The following is a 20,608-nucleotide window of genomic DNA, read 5'->3' as shown; positions in this document are numbered from 1 at the left end:
CCCTATGCGGCACGTTCAGAACCCACCAACTGTAACTTTAAGTGCCGGCGACTTTTATCCTGAACTTTTCCGACCAACTGCCCGCAGGCGGCATCGATATCATCGCCGCGCGTCTTTCTGATCGTCGTGATCATACCGGCATTATGCAAAACAGTACGAAAACGATCAATCGCATCGCTGCTCGAACAACGATAGGACGAATTAGGGAAAGGATTGAAAGGAATTAAATTGATTTTCGACGGCACGGTTTTCAACAGCCTGACCATTGCCTTGGCATCCTGAACAGAATCATTAATGCCTTCGAGCATCACATATTCGAAAGTAATCCTCCGGCGCGGGGATAATTTAACATTATCACGGCAAGCCGCCAGCAACTCCTTTAAAGGGTATTTCTTATTGATCGGCACTAATTCGTTACGAAGTTCATCGGTCACGGCATGTAATGACACCGCTAGACTAACATCGCAAACTTCGGTCAAACGGTACATCGCCGGTACGATGCCGGATGTACTGATCGTCACGCGCCGCTTCGACAAACCATAGGCGAAATCGTCCATCATCAGATTCATTGCAGCCACGACATTGTCGAAATTAAGCAAGGGCTCACCCATGCCCATCATCACGACGTTAGTAACTTTTTGTGACGATCCCAAGCGCTTTTGCGCGGCGAACAACTGCCCGATGATCTCGGCCGTCGTCAGGTTTCGATTAAACCCTTGCTGGGCGGTCGAACAAAAGGTACAAGCCAATGCGCAACCGATTTGCGACGACACGCACAAGGTGCCTCGACCCTCTTCGGGAATAAAAACCGTTTCGATACGGTTTCCGCAAGAAGTCTCCAAGACCCATTTACGCGTGCCGTCCGATGCGATTTGTTCGAGCACGATTTCGGGCGTATCGAGCGAGCATTGTTCGGCCAATTGCGTGCGCAACCCCTTGCTCAGATTGCTCATTTGCGAAAAATCCTCGACGCCTTCCTGGTAAACCCATTTGAGCAACTGGGTCGCGCGAAAAGGCTTTTCGCCGATTTCGACAAAAAAGGCTTCTAGGCCCTTTCTATCGAAATCGAGCAAATTAATTCTATTCAGCTTAGCGGGTGCGAGGGCAAAGTTCATTTTCTGTAAAAAAGAAAGCGATTTCTTGCTGAGCAGTTTCAGGCGCATCGGAACCATGTACGGCATTGGCGTCAATGCTGTCGGCGAAATCGGCACGAATCGTTCCGGGCGCTGCTTCTTTAGGATTGGTCGCACCCATTAAATCGCGGTTTTTCGCAATCGCATCTTCGCCTTCCAAAACCTGCATCATGACAGGCCCCGTAATCATAAAATCGACCAAGTCTTTGAAGAAAGGACGTTCTTTATGAACGGCATAAAAACCTTCGGCCTGATCACGGGTCATGTGCAGCATTTTCGCGGCAATAATTTGCAAACCGTTTTTTTCGAAACGGCTGTAAATTTCGCCAATGACGTTTTTCGCGACTGCATCAGGCTTAATGATTGAAAAAGTACGTTCTATTGCCATTCTTAAATAACTCCAAATTGTATTAAAAAAAATTAAACTAACGAATTACATCCGATTGGTAATCATTCTATCGTTCCCACGCTCCAGCGTGGGAATGCATACCGATCTTGCCTCGGCTGACAAGGTATGGGTTCCCACGGAGGACCGTGGGAACCAGAAAAACGCAAACACAGCCTTTTCTATGCCAGGACCTATTCACTATTCACTGCTAACTGCTAAGGCAAATCATCAACATCGGTGCCTTCCTTGACCGGCACCATCAAATCTTTTTGCGTAATCCCTAACGCCAGCACGATTGGACTCGCAACATAGATAGAAGAATAAGTCCCTATCAAAATACCGACCAACAAAGCCACTGAAAAATTATGAATGATTTCGCCGCCTAGAACAGCCAATGCGATCAACACTAAAATCGTTGTGAACGAGGTCATCAGAGTTCGGCTCAAGGTTTCATTCAAGGAAGTATTCATCACTTCCTCGGAACCGACTTGCCTTAAAATCCTAAAATTGTCGCGAATTCGATCGAATACGACGATCGTATCGTTTAGCGAATAACCGATGACCGCTAAAACGGCAGCCAATACCGTCAAGTCGAATTCAAGCCCGAACAGCGAAAAAAAGCCAAGCGTTATAATGACATCGTGAATCAAGGCCGCAACCGAGCCCAACGCAAATTTATATTCGAAACGCCACGCGATATAAATCAACACCCCGAACATCGAATACAGCATCGCCAAACCGCCGTCTTCGGCCAATTCATCGCCGACTTGCGGTCCGACGAATTCGACACGGCGCAATTCGGCCGGTTCCGCCGTTTTTTTATTGATCGCAGCAACGACCCGCGCGCTGAGCTCGGCACTAGACACAGTCTCATCGGGCTTCAAACGAATCAAGACATCCCTGGCGCTACCGAAATGCTGCACCATTGCGTCTCCAAACCCTTCATCGGCAAGCGCCGCGCGCATCACCGTCAAATCGGCCGCATCTTGATAAGCGACCTCTACTAGTGTACCGCCGGTAAAGTCGATGCCCATCTTTAAACCTTGAATCGCCAGCGACCCGATCGAAACCAGCAGCAGCAACGCGGAAATAATATAGGTCCACTGACGCTTTCCCAAAAAATCTATCGTTTTATTATTCATAATCAGTCTTCTTAAATCCGAAACGCGCCTAAATCGACAATTTCTCGACACGGCGACTGCCGTAAATCCAGTTAATCACCATCCGGGTACCTAAAATCGCCGTGAACATCGACGACAAAATACCGATCGATAGTGTCACCGCGAAACCTTTAACCGGCCCCGTGCCGAAACCGAACAAGACCAAGGCCACCAAAAGCGTCGTGATATTGGCGTCGAAAATCGTCCCGAAGGCTTTTTCGTAACCGGCAAAGATACTCGATTGCGGCGTATTACCGTTTTTGATTTCTTCGCGAATGCGCTCGAAAATCAGCACGTTCGCATCGACAGCCATACCGATGGTCAGCACGATCCCGGCAATGCCCGGCATGGTCAGCGTGGCTTGCAACATCGACAAGATTGCAATGATAACGACCAGATTGAAACCTAGCGCCAGATTCGCGACCAGACCGAACACGCGGTAATAAGCCGCCATGAATAACAACACCAGAACAAAACCGACCATGACCGATCTCATGCCTTGGTCGATATTATCTTGACCGAGGCTCGGACCGACAGTGCGCTCTTCGACAATATCGACCGGCGCGGCCAAGGCGCCTGCTCTAAGCAATAAAGCCAAATTACGGGCTTCGGTCGTACTATCGAGACCGGTGGTTTGGAAACGCTTACTAAACGCATCGCGAATCGTCGCGACGCTGATCACTTTTTCAACCTTTTCCTTGGTCCGAACTTTTTCGCCGTTAACTTCACGCGTTTTGACTTTATATTCGACGAACACGACCGCCATCGGCCGGCCGATATTCTCGCTGGTCATCTTGCCCATTTTCTTCGCGCCGATACCGTTCAAGGTCACGAATACCGAAGGCGAACTGTTTTGATCCAAACCGGACGAAGCGTCGACGATCTGATCGCCGGTCACGATGATGCGTCTATCTAATAGAATCGGATTACCGTTTTTCTCGTAATAGATACGGCTGCCGACCGGCGGTCGTCCTTTCAATGCTTTTTGAACGTCATGTTCGACGTCGACCAAGCGATATTCCAATGTCGCCGTCGTACCTAGAATATCCTTGGCACGGGTCGTGTCCTGAATGCCGGGTAATTGCACGACGATACGGTTGTCGCCTTGCTGTTGGATGACCGGTTCGGCGACCCCGAGCTCGTTGACCCGGTTACGCAAGGTCGTGATATTTTGCGCCAGTGCGAATTTTTTGACTTCTTTTTGCTCGGCCTCGGTAATCCTGAGCCAAAGCTCGTTCTCGACATTCGGCCGTTCGATATTCAGTGTCGAAAAATCCTTGTCCAGCACCGCGACTGCGGAATTGGTGTCTTCTTCACTTCTCAATTTAACGCGGATATAGCCGGTCTCTTGCGACACAGACTGGTAACGGATTTTGGCATCGCGCAAGGCGGAACGAACGTCATCATTATAACGTTCTTCGGCTTGCTTAACCGCGGCATCCATATCGACTTCAAGCATAAAATGAACGCCGCCGCGCAAATCAAGACCTAGATACATAGGGCTTGCGCCAAGCGTCCGTAACCAACCGGGTGTTGCCGGCGCCAAGTTAAGCGCGACAGTAGCATCGTTCCCCAATTTATCCCTCAGTAAATCCGCAGATTTCAATTGGTCGTTGGTATCATTGAAACGAACCAAGATACTTCCATTACCGGTTTCAACTTCTTTAATGGTCATTCCGGCTTGCTTGACCAATTCTTCTATCTGCTGAACCTGGTCGGTCTCGACCGTACTGACATTCGAGAAGGACACCTGAACCGACGGATCGTCGCCGAAAAGATTGGGTAAGGCATAAATAAGCCCAATCAAAAAGACGATCAGGATTAATAGATTTTTCCAGAGTGGGAAACGATTTTGCATTTTATTATTCCGACTTTTAACCCGCTATCAAACTTTCGGTTTTTTGGCGATCGCTTTATAGGTGCCTTTCGGCATTAAACTGCCAATGGCATGGCGTTGAACCTGAATAAAGACATTCTCGCTGATTTCAAGCTTGACAAAGTTATCGTCTAAATCCGCGACCTTACCTAAAACACCGCCAGTCGTCACGACTTCGACGCCTTTGGTCAACGAGTCGATCATCTGTTTGTGCTCCTTGCTGCGCTTAGATTGCGGTCGCAGGAACAAAAAATAGAAAAACACCAGAATTCCTAGCGGAAACAGCAACCCTTCAAAACCGGGTTGCTGAGCCGCCGGCGCGGCTTGCGCCATGGCATCGGAAATTAAGAAACTCATTGTTATCCTCTTTTATAGTAGTTGTTATACAAAAAGGCCGCCATTATGCCACATCGGGAACGTTTTTACCTCGTTGTTGATAAAACTGCTTGACATAATCATCCAAGCTCCGAGTTTCGATCGCCTGCCGAAGTTCCTGCATCAATTGCAAATAATAATAAAGATTATGAATCGTATTGAGCCGCGAACCGAGCATTTCGCCGCACTTATCCAAATGCCTCAGGTAAGAACGCGAATAATGCCGACAGGTGTAACAGCCGCAATTTTCATCGAGCGGCCCGGTATCGAATTGATAACGGCTGTTGCGGATTTTAATGACACCGCTGCGCGTAAACAAATGGCCGTTTCGGGCATTACGGGTCGGCATTACGCAATCGAACATATCGACGCCTCTTCTTACCGCCTCGACCAAATCTTCGGGCGTTCCGACGCCCATCAAATAACGCGGCTTATCGGACGGCATCATCGGCTGCACGACATCGAGCATCGCCAGCATTTCTTCTTTCGGCTCGCCGACCGACAAACCGCCGATCGCATAGCCGTCGAAACCGATATCGACCAAGCCCGCCAACGATTCTCGCCTTAAGTGCTCATACATGCCGCCCTGCACGATACCGAACAAGGCCGAAGGATTCTCGCCATGGGCCTTCTTGCTGCGCTCGGCCCAGCGCAAGGACAGGCGCATCGAATCGGCGGCCTGGTCGACCGATGCCGGATAAGGCGTGCATTCGTCGAAAATCATCACGATATCGGAACCTAAATGCCGTTGCACCGCCATCGATTCTTCCGGACCCATAAAAATCGAACTGCCGTTGATCGGCGATTTGAAGGTTACGCCCTGTTCGGTGATCTTGCGCAACGCACCGAGACTAAAAACTTGAAAACCGCCCGAATCGGTCAAAATCGGCTTATCCCAATGCATAAAATCGTGCAAATCACCGTGCGCGTTCATGACCTCAATACCCGGCCTCAACATCAAATGAAAGGTATTGCCGAGAATGATTTGCGCACCGACGTCGTTCAATTCTTCCGGCGTCATCGCCTTGACCGAACCGTAGGTGCCGACCGGCATAAAAACGGGCGTTTCGACAACACCGCGCGCGAAAGTCAGGCGGCCGCGCCGCGCAAGGCCGTCCGTATTGAGTAAATCGAATTGCATATCAAAAATGAGAAGCCGAGCGAAGTTCCGGCAGATTCAGCCTAAAAGCGCGCTATTATATCGGAGTGTCCAATTTTCTGTCAGATATTAGCCACGGCAAAACGTTCGACTACCACCGCTTACTTCATCAACCGAGCAACAGCCGCTCGGCGCTATCCAAGTTGCCGGGCGCTCCGAACAACACGACGACATCGCCCTCGGCGATGACCACATCAAGCGGGTTCTCCTCTCTGTTGCCTTGCCGGACCAGCGACGAAATCGTCACGTCGTCGAAAACGAACTCGGACAGTTTTTTACCGACCCCCTTGCTCCCCGCTACGATTAAAATAGACCGTAAACCGTCTGCTGTCAGAGTATCCGGAGTATCCAAAGACGCATCCTCGCCGGGATACAATTCGCGCAGCAGCCGGTATCGGCCGGCCCGCTGCTGTTGCATGCGGCGCACGACACGATTAAACGGTACATTCAGCAATAACAAGGCATGAGACGCGATCATCAACCCGGCTTCGAGCACCTCCGGCACAACTTCGGTCGCGCCGGCCTGCCGCAATTCATCAACATGAACCTCGTCACGCGTTCGCACCATGACAGGCAAATCCGGACGCAATGTACGAACATGATGCAGAATCTTTTTCGCCAACAACACATCGTCGTAACTGATCACGAGCAATTTGGCGCTATCGACGCCCAAGGCCTCCAGAATGTCCCGCTCCGACGAGTCGCCGTAATAGACCGGCTCACCGGCGACATGAGCCTCTTTGATACGCGTTGAATCGAGATCGACCGCAACATAAGGTATTTTTTCTTCTTCGAGAAAATGACCGACACTCTGTCCGATACGACCGTAGCCGCAAATGATCGCATGATCGTGCAAATGTTGCGTCGCCTCTGAACTGACTGGAAAAGTTTCGGGATCATTTTGACGCCTTATCGACCTTCGCACCAACAAGCCGGCCAGAACATGGTTGTATCGAATCAAAAAAGGCGCCGCGATCATCGAAAACAACACCGAAGTAAAGACGATCTGTGAATATTCATTGGCAATGGCATTCACATCGAGCGCGATCGCGAGCAACGCAAAACCGAACTCTCCGCCGACCGCGAGCAAGAACCCGGTACGCCATGCGGTCAGACCGTCGAGCCCCGACCAACGCACGATCAACGTCACCAACAGCGTTTTCGACACCAGCATCGCGACGGCGCCTAACGACGCCCATTGCCAATTCTGAGGAATCGCGGCAGGATCGAACAGCATGCCGATGCTTACGAAGAACAAACCGATCAAGACATCGCGAAACGGCCTGATCGTCGATTCAACCTGATGGCGGAACTCGGTCTCACCGAGCATCATGCCGACCAGAAACGCACCGAACGCCATCGACAAACCCAGCTGGCTGGTCGTCCACGCAGCCAACAGCGATACGAACAGCACCGTCAGCGTGAACAGCTCGGTGGAGCGCCTGGCCGCGACGCCATGAAACAATGGGCGAAGCAACCATCTGCCCAGTATGAAAACCAGCAAAAACGCGACAATAGCCTTGGCCATTGCCCAGCCAAGCGATTCGAACAACACGCCGGCATCGCCATCGAGCACGCCGAGCACCGGAATGACAACAATCAAAGGCACGGCGGTCACGTCTTGAAACACCGACATCGCGACACCCAATCGACCGTGCCGACTATTTTCCTCGCCTTGCTCGGCGAGTTGTTTGCTGATGATCGTCGTCGACGATTGCGCAAACACCGCGCCGATTACGAACGAAGTCGCCGGCGGCAAACCGAGCAGCCAACAGCCCGTGCCGATCAACGCTGTCGTCAAAACGACTTGCCCGGTGCCGAGACTCAACACTTGACCGCGCAAGGCATGGATCTGCGGCAACGAAAAACTCAGGCCGATCGTGAACAGCAAAAACACGATACCGAATTCGGCGACTTCCCGAATCTGTTGAACGTCGATGACCGGCCCCGGCGTATGCGCGCCGAACAGCACGCCGACCATCAGATAGCCGAGACTTGAAGGAATGTGCAGTTTCTGAAACAGGATGACGGCGGCCACGGACGTGCCGAGCATCAATAATATCTGCACAAATACTTGTTCTATCATCGGTTGGTGCGCTTGTTTTCGAATAAAATGTTAAATAACTCAAAGCAACCGCAGTCGCTCATACGAACGGCTTCTTTTTTTCCAGTTCTTTGACATGCTCGCTGAGGCCTAAGGCCTTGTCGACATCGAGCTGAATGGCGATGCCGGTGCCGAGACTTTCATCGAGATTGCCGGCTTCGGTAACCGCCTCCAAAATACATTCGGCCCGCCTCCCCTCGGCCAGTATCAGCACGACCGCGCGCGGGCTCAAAATTTCGAAACCCAAAATACCGACGACTTTTTCGAGACCTTGCCCGCGAGCCTTACTGATGATCGTCGCGCCGGTCGCACCGGCGTTTCTCGACGCGTCCATAACGTCTTCAACCTTGTCCTCATCGACAAAGACCATAATCAATTTAAATAACATAAAACCTCCTTTTTTCTTACTGTGAAAATTCGTAGATTTAGACTAGGCTGTCGAAAAAAGCCGCTTTTAGCTAATTGCCGTGTCCCCGCTTTTTAAACTCAAAATATTTTTGAAAAGGCGTCCGATGCGCACCCAACGGGGTTCAAGCTGTCTTGGAATTTGTGTAATTATTCACATCCCGCTATCGTTCCCACGCTCCGGCGTGGGAATGCAGCCCGAGACGCTCTAGCGTCTCGTACCGCTGGAGCGGTACTCAAGCATTCCCACGCAGAGCATGGGAACGATAATAGCCGGGGGGACTGAAGAGTTACGAATTTACTGATGATCATAGCCTATAAAGTCCTAGTTATTTTCTCAGAATCCATAAAGCAGTCATTCTATCCGACAGGACAATCGATAAATTTCGACACCCTAGATTTAGACTCTTTATCTAATTTTCGAAATACAAAAACTCAGCAACGAAAATGCCGGCTTCGAAGAGGGTGCGGTTGCTCGATCGACAGGCGTCGGCGGCAGGGACAACCGCCGTCAAGCCTACAGGGACGTATTCACCCAGCACCTAAATTCCTAGCTCGTTGGCTATGGTTAACTACCACTGATAATTTAGGTGCTGGGTTCACGGCGCCCTGTCGGGCGAGTGGCCTCGCCCTCCACCAACGCCACGCGCTTCCATTTGCCGGGGTGATAATAGCATCTTCATGTAAGTTAGGTGATCACAATTTTCGAAGGCTGAACGCTGGGCGATCCTACCACTCGCTCATCCGAATGTCGATCCGTTCCATCCCCATAATTCGGCCGGGCAATTACTGAATTCGATATAGACGCGATCGGGCGGTATCGACAATTCCTTCTCCAACAAGCGGCTCAATGACGCCGACAACGAACGCGCCTGAGCGCCGCTCAAGCCGATACTCTTACATTCGAGATAAGCCAACGGCTTATCGCTGCCGCCGAACAACATCGGCTTGCCGGAAGCCAGCTCGACCATGACATAGCGCTCCGGCTTACCGGTCTCTTTGGCCATAAGCAGTGACATTTCAGCCAATAATGGCGATGATTTTTCATCGTCAATAGGCGTATTGGTGTTGAGTTTTAAATAAGGCATAACAAATTCCTCCTAACATTAACTATCGGCTCGAACCATCCATTAAGCAGCATTTTTTCTGGTTCCCACGGTCCTCCGTGGGAATCCATACCTTAATTACCGTGATAAGATCGGTATGCGTTCCCACGCTGGAGCGAGGAAACGAGAAAATCATCGATTCAAGCCGCAACATTTTCAATCATAGCTATTTCATCTGCATTAAACGCGAAGTCATATACCGATAAGTCTTGTTTCATATGCTCCGGATCGCTCGTGCCGGTCAACGGAATCATACCGAGCTGCAACGCGAAACGGAACACGGCCTGCGCCTTGGTGCAGCCATGGCGCTTTACAACCTGATCCATGACAGGGCGGTTCAATTCGGAAGCGTTAGCCGTCAACAACGAAAACCCCTGGTAAACGATGCCATGCTCAGCACACAACCCGCGAACGCCGGCATCCCATTGCGTCCGCGCAAAACATCGGTTTTGCACGAATGTCGGCTTTATCTCGGCAAATTCGATCAAGAGCCTTAATTGATCCTCGCCGATATTCGAAACGCCGATCAATCGAACCGAACCGGCTTTGCAGAGTCGTTCCATCGCTCGCCATACTTCTCGATCCGCTTCGGCCAAACCTTGGCCTAACGAAGGTCCATGCAAAATATAGGAATCCAGATAGTCGGCACCGAGGTGCTGCAGCGAACTGCTGAACGACTGATCAACCTGCGTGGCGTAATCCGCATCGGGATCGTAAGGAAGCCGATGATCTTGACTCGCCGCATAGGTAAACTTGCTTTGCAGAAAGAGCTCGCCGCGTTTAAGTCGGCCCTCCCCCAGCACCTTGCTTAGCGCATGTCCGACGCCCTCTTCGTAATAATGCCGCCGCTGATTCGCGGTATCGACGGCCCGGAAGCCGGCTTCGATCGCTGCCAAAACCAATGTCTCGGTCCGCTCTTCCTTCCAGGCCGTCCCATAAAAGAAACTCGGGACTTCAATGCCTTGAATCAAACGTACCGGACCCATTCGAACATCTTCACTCATACCCCCCTCCCCCGTTAAATTTTAAAAACCGTTTAACAACAGACCATTTATTACGTAATTATTCACACCACCTATCGTCCCCACGCAGAGCACTCGTCGTTATACACAAGTATAAATATACCTATTGTGCAAAAAGTAGCGACCGAGTTCTAAATTGCTGTGTTGTCGAAAAGGCTATTGGAGTTTGAGCGTTAACGGCTTCGATAGTCGCGACGAAGGCGTCGCTCCCACAGAGAGAGTGGCGGACGCTATGTGGGAGCGATCCCCAGATCGCGATTTCGGAGCCGAGAGTGCTAAGCAGCAATAAATGGTATCGAGGACTCATTGGCTAAAAAATTGCAAAAGGATAATAAATGACTTATGTATAACGCCGAGCGCAGAGCATGTGAACGATAATGGCTGTGGGACTGAATACTCACTATATTACCTATCGCGGAAATGAGCTCTCATTTATTAAATAAATGATTACCTTGATAATCAAGAACTCAACAAAACTCTTCGAATGGTCAATCATAAATCGTTTCGATCCAACTAAGGATTCGGTCATAAATAACTTCCCTATTTTTAATGCAAGGTAAGCAGGTTCGGTTGCTCGATTGACAGGTGTCGGCGGCAGGGAAAGCCGCCGTCAAGCCTACACGGAAGTATTCACCCAGCACCTAAATAAGCCATGATTTTGAATCATTGCCAAAGACTCATGGAATTCATCCAGCACCTAAATTAGTCATGATATTAAACAAAGCCAATCGGCTATGGAATTTAGGTGCTGGATTTAGGTGCTGGGTTCACGGCGTCCTGTCGAGCGAGTTACCGAACCCGCTACAAAACTCATAGCACCAGGAAAGTTATTTTTCACGAAATCCTAAATTGCCGATTCATTTAATTGTCACATTTCGGCTCGATAATAGCCTGTCGCCCCTTTTACCCTAATTAATAATGATGCTCAGTTTTAAAAAAACCGCCTTGTCGATATCGATACTTATTTTGCAAAGTTGTTCGGGTACATTCACCCAAACCGAACCCGGAGAAGATCATCGCGGTTATTTCACCGATGCCTCGAACTGCTTCAAAATCTCGATGCACAAGGAGCGCATAAAAGTACCGACCGGGGGGAGTATGACCGTGGTCGAAATCCCAGTGATCTACGATGCCGGCGCCTTTACCAACTGCATGCGTTTTGCCGGGCACAAAACCCCTAAAGTGGACTTGGAAGACTATTTGACGGTTTCGCATCAATGTTATTTAGAAGCACGCGGCATGTCGAACTCCGATGACGTCTACGCCGACTGCGTACATCGAAGCAGAATCGGTGTCGAATTACTAGAAGACGACGATTAGCCAAAGCATTCTGTTCACGAAAATTACGGAAATTATTTATGACCGAGTCCTAAAGCACCCGAAAGTCGACAGATTGAGAGGGAAGACTTACACTTTTGTCATTCTCAGTCGTTGAAATCATAGGACATAAAGATGAGTATTTTTTCCAAACTATCGGATATCAATTGCCCCGAATCGCTTGCTTGCGATGCCTCGGGAAAAAACCCATCATTCGAGGTCAGCTTTCGCGCCGACGGCATAATCCCGTTTCCGCAAGTGATATTGCATGGCGAAGGCCGGCAAAAAATCATAAAGGATGATGCGATCGGCAGCCGGGCCGACGACAAAGGCGGCTACATTTATACCGCAAAGATACCGGCCGGTTTATTTGCCGCAAACCACATCAATATACAGATCGAAGGCTGCCGCCAGGCCGACTTGAGCCGGGCCGGCGGAGACGACTGGATCAAAGTCTATCGCAACCTCCGGCTAGAAGCTCCTCCCCGCGCCGCACGAAAAATAGAGATTGCCGAAGGCGTCAAGGTGTACTTCGGCATTCACAAACACATGCACCAACCCTATTACCGCGCGGCCGACCCCGATTATTGGGATGGCGAAAAAGACGAAATCTTCGGCTCTCGGGTCGGCAATTACACCGGTTTCCTGCCGGCCGCAGTGCGCCAATATGACGAAGGAAACTTGCCGCATGCCGGACTGTCGACCAGTTGGAGCGGTTCGCTGATCGAACAACTCGATCGTTGCGAGGCACTAGGCTTGTGCGGCGGTCGTTTCTCGGACTGGAAAAACGAGTTGCGCGGCATCGCCGGCGCCAAAACCGCACTCGGCAATCCCCGCATGGCTTTTTCCGCGTTCGGCTACTTTCATCCGCTGATGGCGCTGATTCCGGCGCGCAACATCGTGCGCCACATTCAGTGGCATCAAGACGCCATACGCGCCCACTTCGGCGTCGAAGCCTCCAAAGTCTTGTTCCCACCGGAGACCGCCTTCCATGTGCGCATGATTCCGGCACTGAAGGAAGCCGGCATCGAAGCGGTCATCTACGATTCCATTCACCGTTACCGCGCCTGCCGCGATTACCCCTACGCCGGCATCAACGAAGGCATGCTGCCGCCCAACCCCGCTGAACAAGTCAACCCGCCGGTGGACGATTGGCTTCAACTGCACAATATCTGGGCCGGCTCCAAGATTTCCCCGAGCCTGATGCGGCCCGAATATATCGCCTACGAAGACCCGGACGGCAATATTCATAAAATCATCGGCATTCCGGCCGAGCGCTATATCGGTAATGAAGACGCCCGGGGCGGCTTCGGCGCCTTGCAATATCCCGACGTACTCGGTCAAGTTTACGACAGAATCGTCGAAACCGGCAGTTTCGATCCGAAACATCCGCCTTTTTTTCTGCTGCATTCCGACGGCGACAACCACGGCGGCGGCGCGGACAGCTATTATCACCACAACACCGGCGAACTGGTGCGCTGGCTGCAAGAAGACCCGCGCTTCGAACTGACCACCAGCGAGGATTATCTGCGGCGTTTCCCGCCCGACCCGGCTCAGGCCGTGCATATCGAACCCGGCTCCTGGAGCGGCGCCGACAACGGCGACCCGCAATTCATGAAATGGTTCAGCCGCTACGACCAATCCTATTCGCCCGACCTCAACTCGTGGGCCGCGCTCACGGCGCTACAAAACCTCGTGCATACGATCGAAGACAGCGCGCCGGAACATGCAGCGCTGCAAGAAGCCTCGCGCTTGATGCTCACGGCCGAAACCAGCTGTTACTGGTATTGGACCGGTCAGGACGTCTGGGATAAACAAGTTACCGAAGCCGCCAATAAAGGCTGGCAATTACTCGGCAGCGCCGTTAAACAAGTCGGCGACCGCACCGGCCCGACCATTTTCGCCCCCTGGGTAACGCCGGAAAACCCGGGCGGCGATTGCTGGGGACAGGGTTGCCTTAAAGCCGCGCCGAGAGAAGCCACGCTGCATACCTTCATCCACGATCTATCCGGCCTGAAGCGCACGACACTCGTACTGCGCACAGCTTCCGGCGAGAAACGCCTGGATCTCAACAATCACGGCCCATATCCAAGCCACACCGGCGCCTCGGTATCGGCCGATTATTGCACCGCGTCCTTACCGGTCGGGGCAGGCAATGTGCGCTACTACATCGAAGCCGAAGACTCACGCGGCAATGTCTCGCGCAGTGCATTGGAGAGGATTTATTTGGCATGAAGTCGGTAGCAATACCCCCATCCTACAGGGTCGCTCTTGCGTAGGATGGGTAGAGGCGGAAGCCGAAACCCATCGTTTCTCCCCACCGACGGTTATCTTCCGCCGGACGGGTTTTATCAACCCGTCCGCAATCTTTTCCTGCCATTTGCGGGCGCCCTAGTCCCCATGATCCTAGAAAAAGCATTTCACCATGAAGATCATGAAGAATAAGAAGTTAACTTAATAACTTGTCATTCGTTTATGAACAACTTTCGCTCACCCGAAAGGTTAGCTGCAATGTTTAGGTAATCTATTGAAATACTTCATGAACTTCATGTGCTTCATGGTTGAACTGCCGAATTTAGGATGACGGGTTTCCGCTTCGCTGCTACCCATCCTACAGGGTCGCTCTTGCGTAGGATGGGTAGAGGCGGAAGCCGAAACCCATCGGCCCTTCCGAATTCAACATCGCAACCCCGAAACCTTCCTTCTCAAGCGCCTAAAATCGCCGTCCGAATCCGCACGCTGATATTTCAATCTAACGAATATCTCGGTAATCTCATCGATATCGCGCGCCAATTCCGGACAATGCACCTTTGCTTTTTGCGCAAAATCGATCGGTCCTTCGCTGCTTGCTCTCTCCACGCCCAACCGGGTCATTTTCCGGCAAAAATTCCGATACAATTTCACCACCGGATCGTCACGCTTGCCCCAAGGCCTCAACAACATACCCGCCAAAATCAACATCACCGCAAGCCATACGGCCAGCAAACCGAACAACACTTCTTGCCAATGCTTCAGATGAAGACGATTCAACAGATCGCTACGCGTCCCGCTGCCATAACTCACGATCCAGCGCTGCCAGTAATATTCCAAACTATTCCAAAACTGCTCGACCGGCTTCAAATCGGACCAGGAATCTCGAATTTCCCGGTCAATGGGCGCCGCGCCCGCCTCTCCGAACTCCGAACGCTCATCCCTAAGCGAATCTTGCGCGGTCTGAACCGGCATAACGGCACTCGTAGGATCGACCCGAACCCAACCCTTGCCGTCCAGCCAAACCTCGGCCCAGGCATGCGCATCCGATTGCCGGACTTCTAAAAACCGGCCGATTTTATTGAACTCGCCGCCCTGATAACCCGTAACCACACGGGCCGGAATATCGGCGACCCGCAATAAATAAACAAACGCCGTCGCATAGTGATTACAAAACCCCGTTTTGGCCTCAAACAAAAATGTTTCAATCGGACGATCCGGCATCAAAGGCGGCGTCAGACTGTATTGAAAACCCTGCCGCCGAAACCACGCCAACACATTATTCAAATACCGCTCGGGCGCCTCGTCAAAACCGTGTAGCTGCCGGACCAAAGACTCGACTTCAGCGGAAGGCTCGCCGGGTAACTGCCGGTTCTCCGCATACTCCGAGCGCGTAATGCGGCCGGTGTTGTAGTGCGAATAAGACACCAGCTTAAATTCGGCGGCCTCCCCGCTCCGAACCCGACTAAGCAACTGATAATTGGCATCGCGCCGCAACGAATCATCGAACTCGACGGGCATCTCCAGCCCATACACCCATGAGTGAGCTTGCGGCTCCAGCAACAAGCGATAGGCATACGATTGACCGGATACCTGCAAGGGTTCTTGATAATACTTGGCATGAGCATTATTAGACTTGCGCCACCGAACGCCGTCGGTAAAACTAAACACCGGGCCGCGCCAATACAATTGATCCTTAGGCGGCATCGCCCCGTCAAACTTGACCCGAAACGCCAGTTTGGGCGACAAAGCCAATTGATCGAAAGCGCCCGGCTCCAAAATATCGCCGAGCCCCGACTGCGCCCGATGCTTATCGTCATTCAAAAATGCCCAGGCAGGCGCCTGCACCCGAGGGAACACCATGAATAAAATTGCCGTCATCGGCAGGGCCTGCAAAAACAAATACGAAATCCTGCGGAATACATCGGCGCGAAACAGACGGCCATGCTGATTCACGGCAACCAAACATGCCAACAACAACACACTGACCGACAAACCATAAACGGCGGCAACGATGTTTTGCCAATACAAAAACTGAGCGGCAATGACGATAAAGCCCAAATAAGCGATCAAATAAACATCGCGCGGCTTATTCAACTCCAACAACTTCAAGCCCAAGGCCGTCACAAACAAGGCCGTACCGCTATCGATCCCCCATTCGCCTCGATGATGAGCGACCAGCAAACCGATACCGACCAGCATCAACACCGAAGCGGCCATGCCCCTAGGCAGACAATTCGGATAACGAATACCGCAAAAACGCCAAATCCACAACACCCCAAAAAATACGGATAAAAGCGGCGGAATATGACCGACGTGCGGCAGCACGATCAAAGCGACCGCAAATAACAAGCCTTGTAAGATACCGGCATTCATGATCGCTCGCCCTCAAAAAGAGCCAAGGCCTTCAAACAGCGGGCTCGATGCGAAGCACCGTGATCCGGCGGAATGCGGCAACCCGGCAAACGCAAGCCATAACGCAAACCGGCCGTATCGGCATCCAAAACCCAGCGGCATAAACGGCTCAAACGATCTTCGGTTCGCTCCCCGAAAGCCTGCCCATAATCCAGCCACAACTCGGTGCCGACCGACTCGCCGGCATATTGTTTAGACAACAAGCCTTGACCCTTGGCATAAGCCTTCCAATGAATCTGGCGCAACAAATCTCCCGCCTGATATTCGCGAGTGCCGATAAAATCGTCTTGCCCGCCGCGGTCGCTAACGCTCTGCCCGGCCGCGTCATACCCGCTCGCGTCCGGAAAAGGCACGACATCCCGAGCCGGCTTCGGATAAACCAAAATCCGATCGCTAAAGCGCAGCGGCGACCAGGCCCGAAAAAGCCCCAACGGATAATGACTGGCCAGCGTTATCGCGCCAATCGAATGCCAACCGCGTTGTTGAGTGCGCATATACAAGGTAAGCGTTTTACTTTGCCGAGCCTCCAAATCGAAGACCGACTCGCTTTCCAGATGCGCCGACAAAGCATGGCGACGAGTGTCCGTCGGATTACTCACCGTCAATGACAAACCCGCCGATTCGCCGGCAAAAACCGGAGCCGCATAACCGGTTTTTACCACCAACCCGGCCAGCGCCCGATAGGTATGCAAAATCGACACAAAAAATAGGCTAGCCAGAAAAAACGCCAAGCCGTACACCAAATTATTGTTATAAATCAAGGCAATCAACAACAATAACACAATGGTATAAACCAAGCTCAGCCCGCGCGGCGTCGGCAAAATAAAAACCCGCCGCCGCGTCAACTCCAACGGACCGCTGACAGACTCGCCCCGCCTGAAAAAACGCCCGAACCCGAAACCTTGCTTCAATAACGCTTGATTTGCGTTCATCACACACCTCTAACCGTAATTCGTTTCAAAACAGACTCCTATCGTTCCTATGGTTCCTACGCCCCGGAGACTATGAAAGTATTGGCGAAGACATCATAAAAAATTTATTTACCATAAAGGACATGAAGTAAATGAAGAAAAAGGTGGGGGTTGATTCCATAAAATGTAATTTATTTTTACCATGAAGATCATGAAGGACTTGAAGATACAGGCAGTAGGATGGGTACCCACAAACGGCAAAAAAACATACGGAAGGATTTAAGCTGTTTCCCAAGCTCCAGCGCTCATCGTTATACATAAGTCATAAATTATCCTTTTGCCATCTTGGCCAATGCGGCCTCGATACCCTTTATTGTCACCTAACACTCTCGACCTCGAAATCGCGATCAGGGGATCGCTCCCACAGAACATCCACCGCCTGCTGTGGGAGCGACGCCTTCGTCGCGACTATCGAAGCCGCTAACGCTCATACACCAATAGCCTTTTCGGACGACACGGCAACCTAGCGCTCGTTCGCGGCTTTATGCACAATAGGTATATTTATTCTTGTGTATAACGGCAAGAGCTGGAGCTTGGGAAACAGCATGAATGTGGGTTCCGATAAGGCTGCGGTTGCTCGATCGACAGGCGTCGGCGGCAGGAAAAGACCGCACTCAAACCGCCGGCACGTTTTGTAAAATCGGCGCCACGATAGCCTCCGAATTCCCCACCCCGGAACGAATCCGGTGCCCCGCAACCGCCGGCAATACCGCTTGCACATCTTCGGGCAACACCGCGTCGCGATTGGCCAACAACGCCCAAGCCTTAGCCGCGTTCAGCAAAGCCAAACCGGCCCGAGGCGATAAACCGCAATGATACTGATCGGATTGCCGAGTAAACGTCACGACCGCCAACACATAATTCAACAAAGCCGGCGAGGCATACACGCGCGCCACTTGATCCTGCAACTGCAACAAACGCTCTGCCGGCATCATCACCGGCAAATCCTCAAGCAAGCGATAGCGCGCCTCGCCGGACAACAACGACAACTCGGCGCGATGATCCGGATAACCCAGCTCGATCCGCATCAAAAACCGGTCTAATTGCGACTCGGGCAAAGAAAACGTACCCACATGATGATTCGGGTTTTGCGTGGCGATCACAAAAAACAACTCGGGCAAAGCATACGTTTCGCCGTCTACCGTAATTTGCCGCTCCTCCATCGCCTCGAGCAAAGCGCTTTGCGCCTTCGGCGAAGCCCGATTGATTTCATCGGCCAAGATCATTTGCCTGAAAATCGGGCCGGGATGAAACTTAAACGCATGCTCATTCGCCATAAACACCGACGAACCGATAATATCCGCCGGCAACAGATAGCTGGTAAATTGCAAACGCTGATAATCCATACCGAATAATTTAGCCAGCGCATGCGACAAAGTCGTCTTGCCCACGCCGGGTAAATCCTCGATCAACAAATGCCCTTTGGCCAGCAAACAACACACCGCCAATCGAATTTGCCGATCCTTACCCAGAATAATTTGATTCGCTTGGTTAATTAACGCTTCTAAGTCATGTTCCATACTGTCAATCCTTCTCGGTCGAAAATAATGTCGCGCAGGTCAGTGCCGTCAGATCCCGCAACAGTGTTAATAGTTATCGCAAGGCTCATTACGACCGGGATCGGGCATGCGTAGATAAAGCACCCGGTCGTCGTTGCGGTCGGAGGCATTGGGAGGATTACGGGAGTCACCGGGATCATCGGGGTCACCGTCGTAAGCGATAGCAGTATCCAATACCCCATCGGGACCCGCCGAAACCAGACGTGCGTAATCGAAATTGGGTTTGTTTGAATCGGTGGTATCGATAGGAATTTGCAGAACCACCGGATTGCCCCAGGCGTCTAAGACCTGTGGTTTGTTATTATCATCGAGAGTCTGATGAACTTTACCTTCGCTGGTTTGGGTAAAACTATCATGAAGACTTGCAGGCGCGACTCCTCCGGTTTGCAAATAAGGCCCGTGCCAACCGACTGCGGTTGTAGGTTTATAGTCTGCAAAGACCGGAGTTCCATTAGGCTTAATGAATAAATAAGTCAAATTCATATCCGTCAAATCGTCATTATTTCTAGAATTCTTCGGATAATAACCCAGCGTATCGGCATAAAAACCCGGCCCCGCGGGCCCGCCCATGATCGCCGCCTTGACCGCCTGCAGCGTCGCATCGGTCGCCCGGCACATCGCCATTTGCCCGGTACCGCCGATATAAGGCACGGTCAACCCGGCCAGCGCAATCAACACCAGCAAGACAACGCTCAACTCCAACAGCGTCAAGCCGCGTTGCAAAAAACCAGAACATCGTTTCATTCGCTCAAATCCTCAAATAATAGCCGCCAGCCGACGGACAGTTTTTGCAAACCCGACCGCAATGTTTTCCAATCGTTTGTGGGGGAGGGCATGATGGGTTTCCGCACCGCCGCTCTTGCGTAGGATGGGTAGAGGCGGAAGCCGAAACCCATCGTTTTTCGCCCCGCCGCAAACGTTTTAACCATGGCCTCCCGCCGGGCGGGTGTTATCAATCCGGCCTCTCGCCGGACGGGTTTATGCTATTTCCCAAGCTCCAGCTTGGGAAAGACACCCCGGAAGCTCCAGCTTCCTGTGACCGACACATCCTCCGCACTTTCTCAATCAACCCCGACTCGCTCGTTCAATCTTTCTTTGATTCTCGGGAAGCTAGAGCTTCCTGAACAGGTTACCCAAGCTGGAGCTTGGGTAACAGCATAATGTTTTTTTTGCCGTTTGTGGCAATCCTCGTCCGTAACGTTTTTTTGGCGTTTACGGGTGCCCTGCGCTACCAATTGATTACCGGCAAAGTGGTATTCGGACGAAAATCGACGGCGATCGGGTTTTGGCGGTCGGCTGGGTAAAATGGATCCTGCTATTTCCCAAGCTCCAGCTTGGGAAAGACACCCCGGAAGCTCCAGCTTCCTG

General features: G+C 51.7%; 17 protein-coding genes. 2 read left to right on the top strand and 15 right to left on the bottom strand.

What is annotated here, in order from left to right; genetic code table 11:
* Window positions 1-2 precede the first annotated feature (2 nt).
* From rlmN to ACRJJO_RS09780, 10 genes are all read right to left on the bottom strand, one after another.
* Entirely contained in the window at window positions 3-1,115 is a 1,113-nt protein-coding gene (gene rlmN / locus ACRJJO_RS09825; protein WP_431065602.1) for a 23S rRNA (adenine(2503)-C(2))-methyltransferase RlmN, read from the bottom strand.
* Complete coding sequence (gene ndk / locus ACRJJO_RS09820) at window positions 1,090-1,521, bottom strand: nucleoside-diphosphate kinase (protein WP_404358135.1); 432 nt, start codon at window positions 1,519-1,521, stop codon at window positions 1,090-1,092. The genes rlmN and ndk overlap by 26 nt, the downstream gene beginning before the upstream one ends.
* A gap of 215 nt (window positions 1,522-1,736) precedes the next feature.
* Window positions 1,737-2,663: a protein translocase subunit SecF gene (secF, locus tag ACRJJO_RS09815; RefSeq protein WP_431065601.1), complete on the bottom strand. Its 927-nt coding sequence runs from the start codon at window positions 2,661-2,663 to the stop codon at window positions 1,737-1,739.
* 28 nt (window positions 2,664-2,691) lie between these two features.
* A complete protein-coding gene (gene secD, locus ACRJJO_RS09810; protein WP_431065600.1) occupies window positions 2,692-4,539 on the bottom strand; it encodes a protein translocase subunit SecD in 1,848 nt (615 codons plus the stop codon).
* Window positions 4,540-4,566: 27 nt separating this feature from the next.
* Window positions 4,567-4,914 carry a preprotein translocase subunit YajC gene (yajC, locus tag ACRJJO_RS09805; protein ID WP_431065599.1) on the bottom strand — a complete coding sequence of 116 codons (348 nt, stop codon included), beginning with the start codon at window positions 4,912-4,914 and terminating at the stop codon, window positions 4,567-4,569.
* Window positions 4,915-4,957: 43 nt separating this feature from the next.
* Complete coding sequence (gene tgt / locus ACRJJO_RS09800; RefSeq protein ID WP_431065598.1) at window positions 4,958-6,073, bottom strand: tRNA guanosine(34) transglycosylase Tgt; 1,116 nt, start codon at window positions 6,071-6,073, stop codon at window positions 4,958-4,960.
* 127 nt (window positions 6,074-6,200) lie between these two features.
* Window positions 6,201-8,177 (bottom strand): cation:proton antiporter, encoded by a 1,977-nt coding sequence (locus ACRJJO_RS09795; RefSeq protein WP_431065597.1) that lies wholly within the window; start codon window positions 8,175-8,177, stop codon window positions 6,201-6,203.
* Between the two features lie 58 nt (window positions 8,178-8,235).
* Window positions 8,236-8,583, bottom strand: coding sequence for a P-II family nitrogen regulator (locus tag ACRJJO_RS09790; RefSeq protein ID WP_431065596.1), 348 nt, complete (start codon window positions 8,581-8,583; stop codon window positions 8,236-8,238).
* Between the two features lie 757 nt (window positions 8,584-9,340).
* Window positions 9,341-9,688, bottom strand: a complete 348-nt coding sequence (locus ACRJJO_RS09785) for a phenylpyruvate tautomerase MIF-related protein (protein WP_431065595.1) — start codon at window positions 9,686-9,688, stop codon at window positions 9,341-9,343.
* Between the two features lie 158 nt (window positions 9,689-9,846).
* Entirely contained in the window at window positions 9,847-10,710 is an 864-nt protein-coding gene (locus ACRJJO_RS09780; protein ID WP_431065594.1) for an aldo/keto reductase family protein, read from the bottom strand.
* 939 nt (window positions 10,711-11,649) lie between these two features.
* Here ACRJJO_RS09780 and ACRJJO_RS09775 point away from each other — a divergent pair.
* Both ACRJJO_RS09775 and ACRJJO_RS09770 read left to right on the top strand, forming a co-directional pair.
* Window positions 11,650-12,048 (top strand): hypothetical protein, encoded by a 399-nt coding sequence (locus ACRJJO_RS09775; protein ID WP_431065593.1) that lies wholly within the window; start codon window positions 11,650-11,652, stop codon window positions 12,046-12,048.
* A 132-nt stretch (window positions 12,049-12,180) separates the two neighbouring features.
* On the top strand, window positions 12,181-14,280 hold the full coding sequence (locus tag ACRJJO_RS09770; RefSeq protein WP_431065592.1) for a glycosyl hydrolase family 57: 2,100 nt from the start codon (window positions 12,181-12,183) through the stop codon (window positions 14,278-14,280).
* Between the two features lie 441 nt (window positions 14,281-14,721).
* Here ACRJJO_RS09770 and ACRJJO_RS09765 read toward each other — a convergent pair whose 3' ends face one another.
* The 5 genes from ACRJJO_RS09765 to ACRJJO_RS09745 form a co-directional block, all read right to left on the bottom strand.
* A complete protein-coding gene (locus ACRJJO_RS09765) occupies window positions 14,722-16,671 on the bottom strand; it encodes a transglutaminase TgpA family protein (RefSeq protein WP_431065591.1) in 1,950 nt (649 codons plus the stop codon).
* Complete coding sequence (locus ACRJJO_RS09760) at window positions 16,668-17,642, bottom strand: DUF58 domain-containing protein (RefSeq protein WP_431065590.1); 975 nt, start codon at window positions 17,640-17,642, stop codon at window positions 16,668-16,670. Before ACRJJO_RS09760 ends, ACRJJO_RS09765 begins: the two co-directional genes overlap by 4 nt.
* Window positions 17,643-18,295: 653 nt before the next feature.
* The gene (locus ACRJJO_RS09755) at window positions 18,296-19,201 is read right to left on the bottom strand and encodes an AAA family ATPase (protein WP_431065589.1); all 906 of its coding nucleotides are present in this window, start codon (window positions 19,199-19,201) and stop codon (window positions 18,296-18,298) included.
* Window positions 19,202-19,267: 66 nt separating this feature from the next.
* Complete coding sequence (locus ACRJJO_RS09750; protein WP_431065588.1) at window positions 19,268-19,984, bottom strand: hypothetical protein; 717 nt, start codon at window positions 19,982-19,984, stop codon at window positions 19,268-19,270.
* Window positions 19,981-20,169: a hypothetical protein gene (locus tag ACRJJO_RS09745; RefSeq protein ID WP_431065587.1), complete on the bottom strand. Its 189-nt coding sequence runs from the start codon at window positions 20,167-20,169 to the stop codon at window positions 19,981-19,983. Before ACRJJO_RS09745 ends, ACRJJO_RS09750 begins: the two co-directional genes overlap by 4 nt.
* Window positions 20,170-20,608: the final 439 nt, after the last annotated feature.

Origin of the sequence: Methylotuvimicrobium sp. (assembly GCF_050611805.1) — a bacterium.
In the GTDB taxonomy this organism is placed as follows: Bacteria; Pseudomonadota; Gammaproteobacteria; order Methylococcales; family Methylomonadaceae; genus Methylotuvimicrobium.
Note: the sequence above shows the minus strand (reverse complement) of the source record. Positions and strands in the feature narration are given on the sequence as shown.

Excerpts from the sequence above, each read along its gene's own strand:
- ACRJJO_RS09750 (WP_431065588.1), bottom strand. The coding sequence starts at position 19,984 with ATGAAACGATGTTCTGGTTTTTTGCAACGCGGCTTGACGCTGTTGGAG.
- ACRJJO_RS09795 (WP_431065597.1), bottom strand. The coding sequence starts at position 8,177 with ATGATAGAACAAGTATTTGTGCAGATATTATTGATGCTCGGCACGTCC.
- tgt (WP_431065598.1), bottom strand. The coding sequence starts at position 6,073 with ATGCAATTCGATTTACTCAATACGGACGGCCTTGCGCGGCGCGGCCGC.
- ACRJJO_RS09780 (WP_431065594.1), bottom strand. The coding sequence starts at position 10,710 with ATGAGTGAAGATGTTCGAATGGGTCCGGTACGTTTGATTCAAGGCATT.
- secD (WP_431065600.1), bottom strand. The coding sequence starts at position 4,539 with ATGCAAAATCGTTTCCCACTCTGGAAAAATCTATTAATCCTGATCGTC.
- ACRJJO_RS09785 (WP_431065595.1), bottom strand. The coding sequence starts at position 9,688 with ATGCCTTATTTAAAACTCAACACCAATACGCCTATTGACGATGAAAAA.
- ACRJJO_RS09765 (WP_431065591.1), bottom strand. The coding sequence starts at position 16,671 with ATGAATGCCGGTATCTTACAAGGCTTGTTATTTGCGGTCGCTTTGATC.
- secF (WP_431065601.1), bottom strand. The coding sequence starts at position 2,663 with ATGAATAATAAAACGATAGATTTTTTGGGAAAGCGTCAGTGGACCTAT.
- ACRJJO_RS09775 (WP_431065593.1), top strand. The coding sequence starts at position 11,650 with ATGCTCAGTTTTAAAAAAACCGCCTTGTCGATATCGATACTTATTTTG.
- ACRJJO_RS09745 (WP_431065587.1), bottom strand. The coding sequence starts at position 20,169 with ATGGTTAAAACGTTTGCGGCGGGGCGAAAAACGATGGGTTTCGGCTTC.
- rlmN (WP_431065602.1), bottom strand. The coding sequence starts at position 1,115 with ATGAACTTTGCCCTCGCACCCGCTAAGCTGAATAGAATTAATTTGCTC.
- ACRJJO_RS09760 (WP_431065590.1), bottom strand. The coding sequence starts at position 17,642 with ATGAACGCAAATCAAGCGTTATTGAAGCAAGGTTTCGGGTTCGGGCGT.
- ACRJJO_RS09790 (WP_431065596.1), bottom strand. The coding sequence starts at position 8,583 with ATGTTATTTAAATTGATTATGGTCTTTGTCGATGAGGACAAGGTTGAA.
- ACRJJO_RS09770 (WP_431065592.1), top strand. The coding sequence starts at position 12,181 with ATGAGTATTTTTTCCAAACTATCGGATATCAATTGCCCCGAATCGCTT.
- yajC (WP_431065599.1), bottom strand. The coding sequence starts at position 4,914 with ATGAGTTTCTTAATTTCCGATGCCATGGCGCAAGCCGCGCCGGCGGCT.
- ACRJJO_RS09755 (WP_431065589.1), bottom strand. The coding sequence starts at position 19,201 with ATGGAACATGACTTAGAAGCGTTAATTAACCAAGCGAATCAAATTATT.
- ndk (WP_404358135.1), bottom strand. The coding sequence starts at position 1,521 with ATGGCAATAGAACGTACTTTTTCAATCATTAAGCCTGATGCAGTCGCG.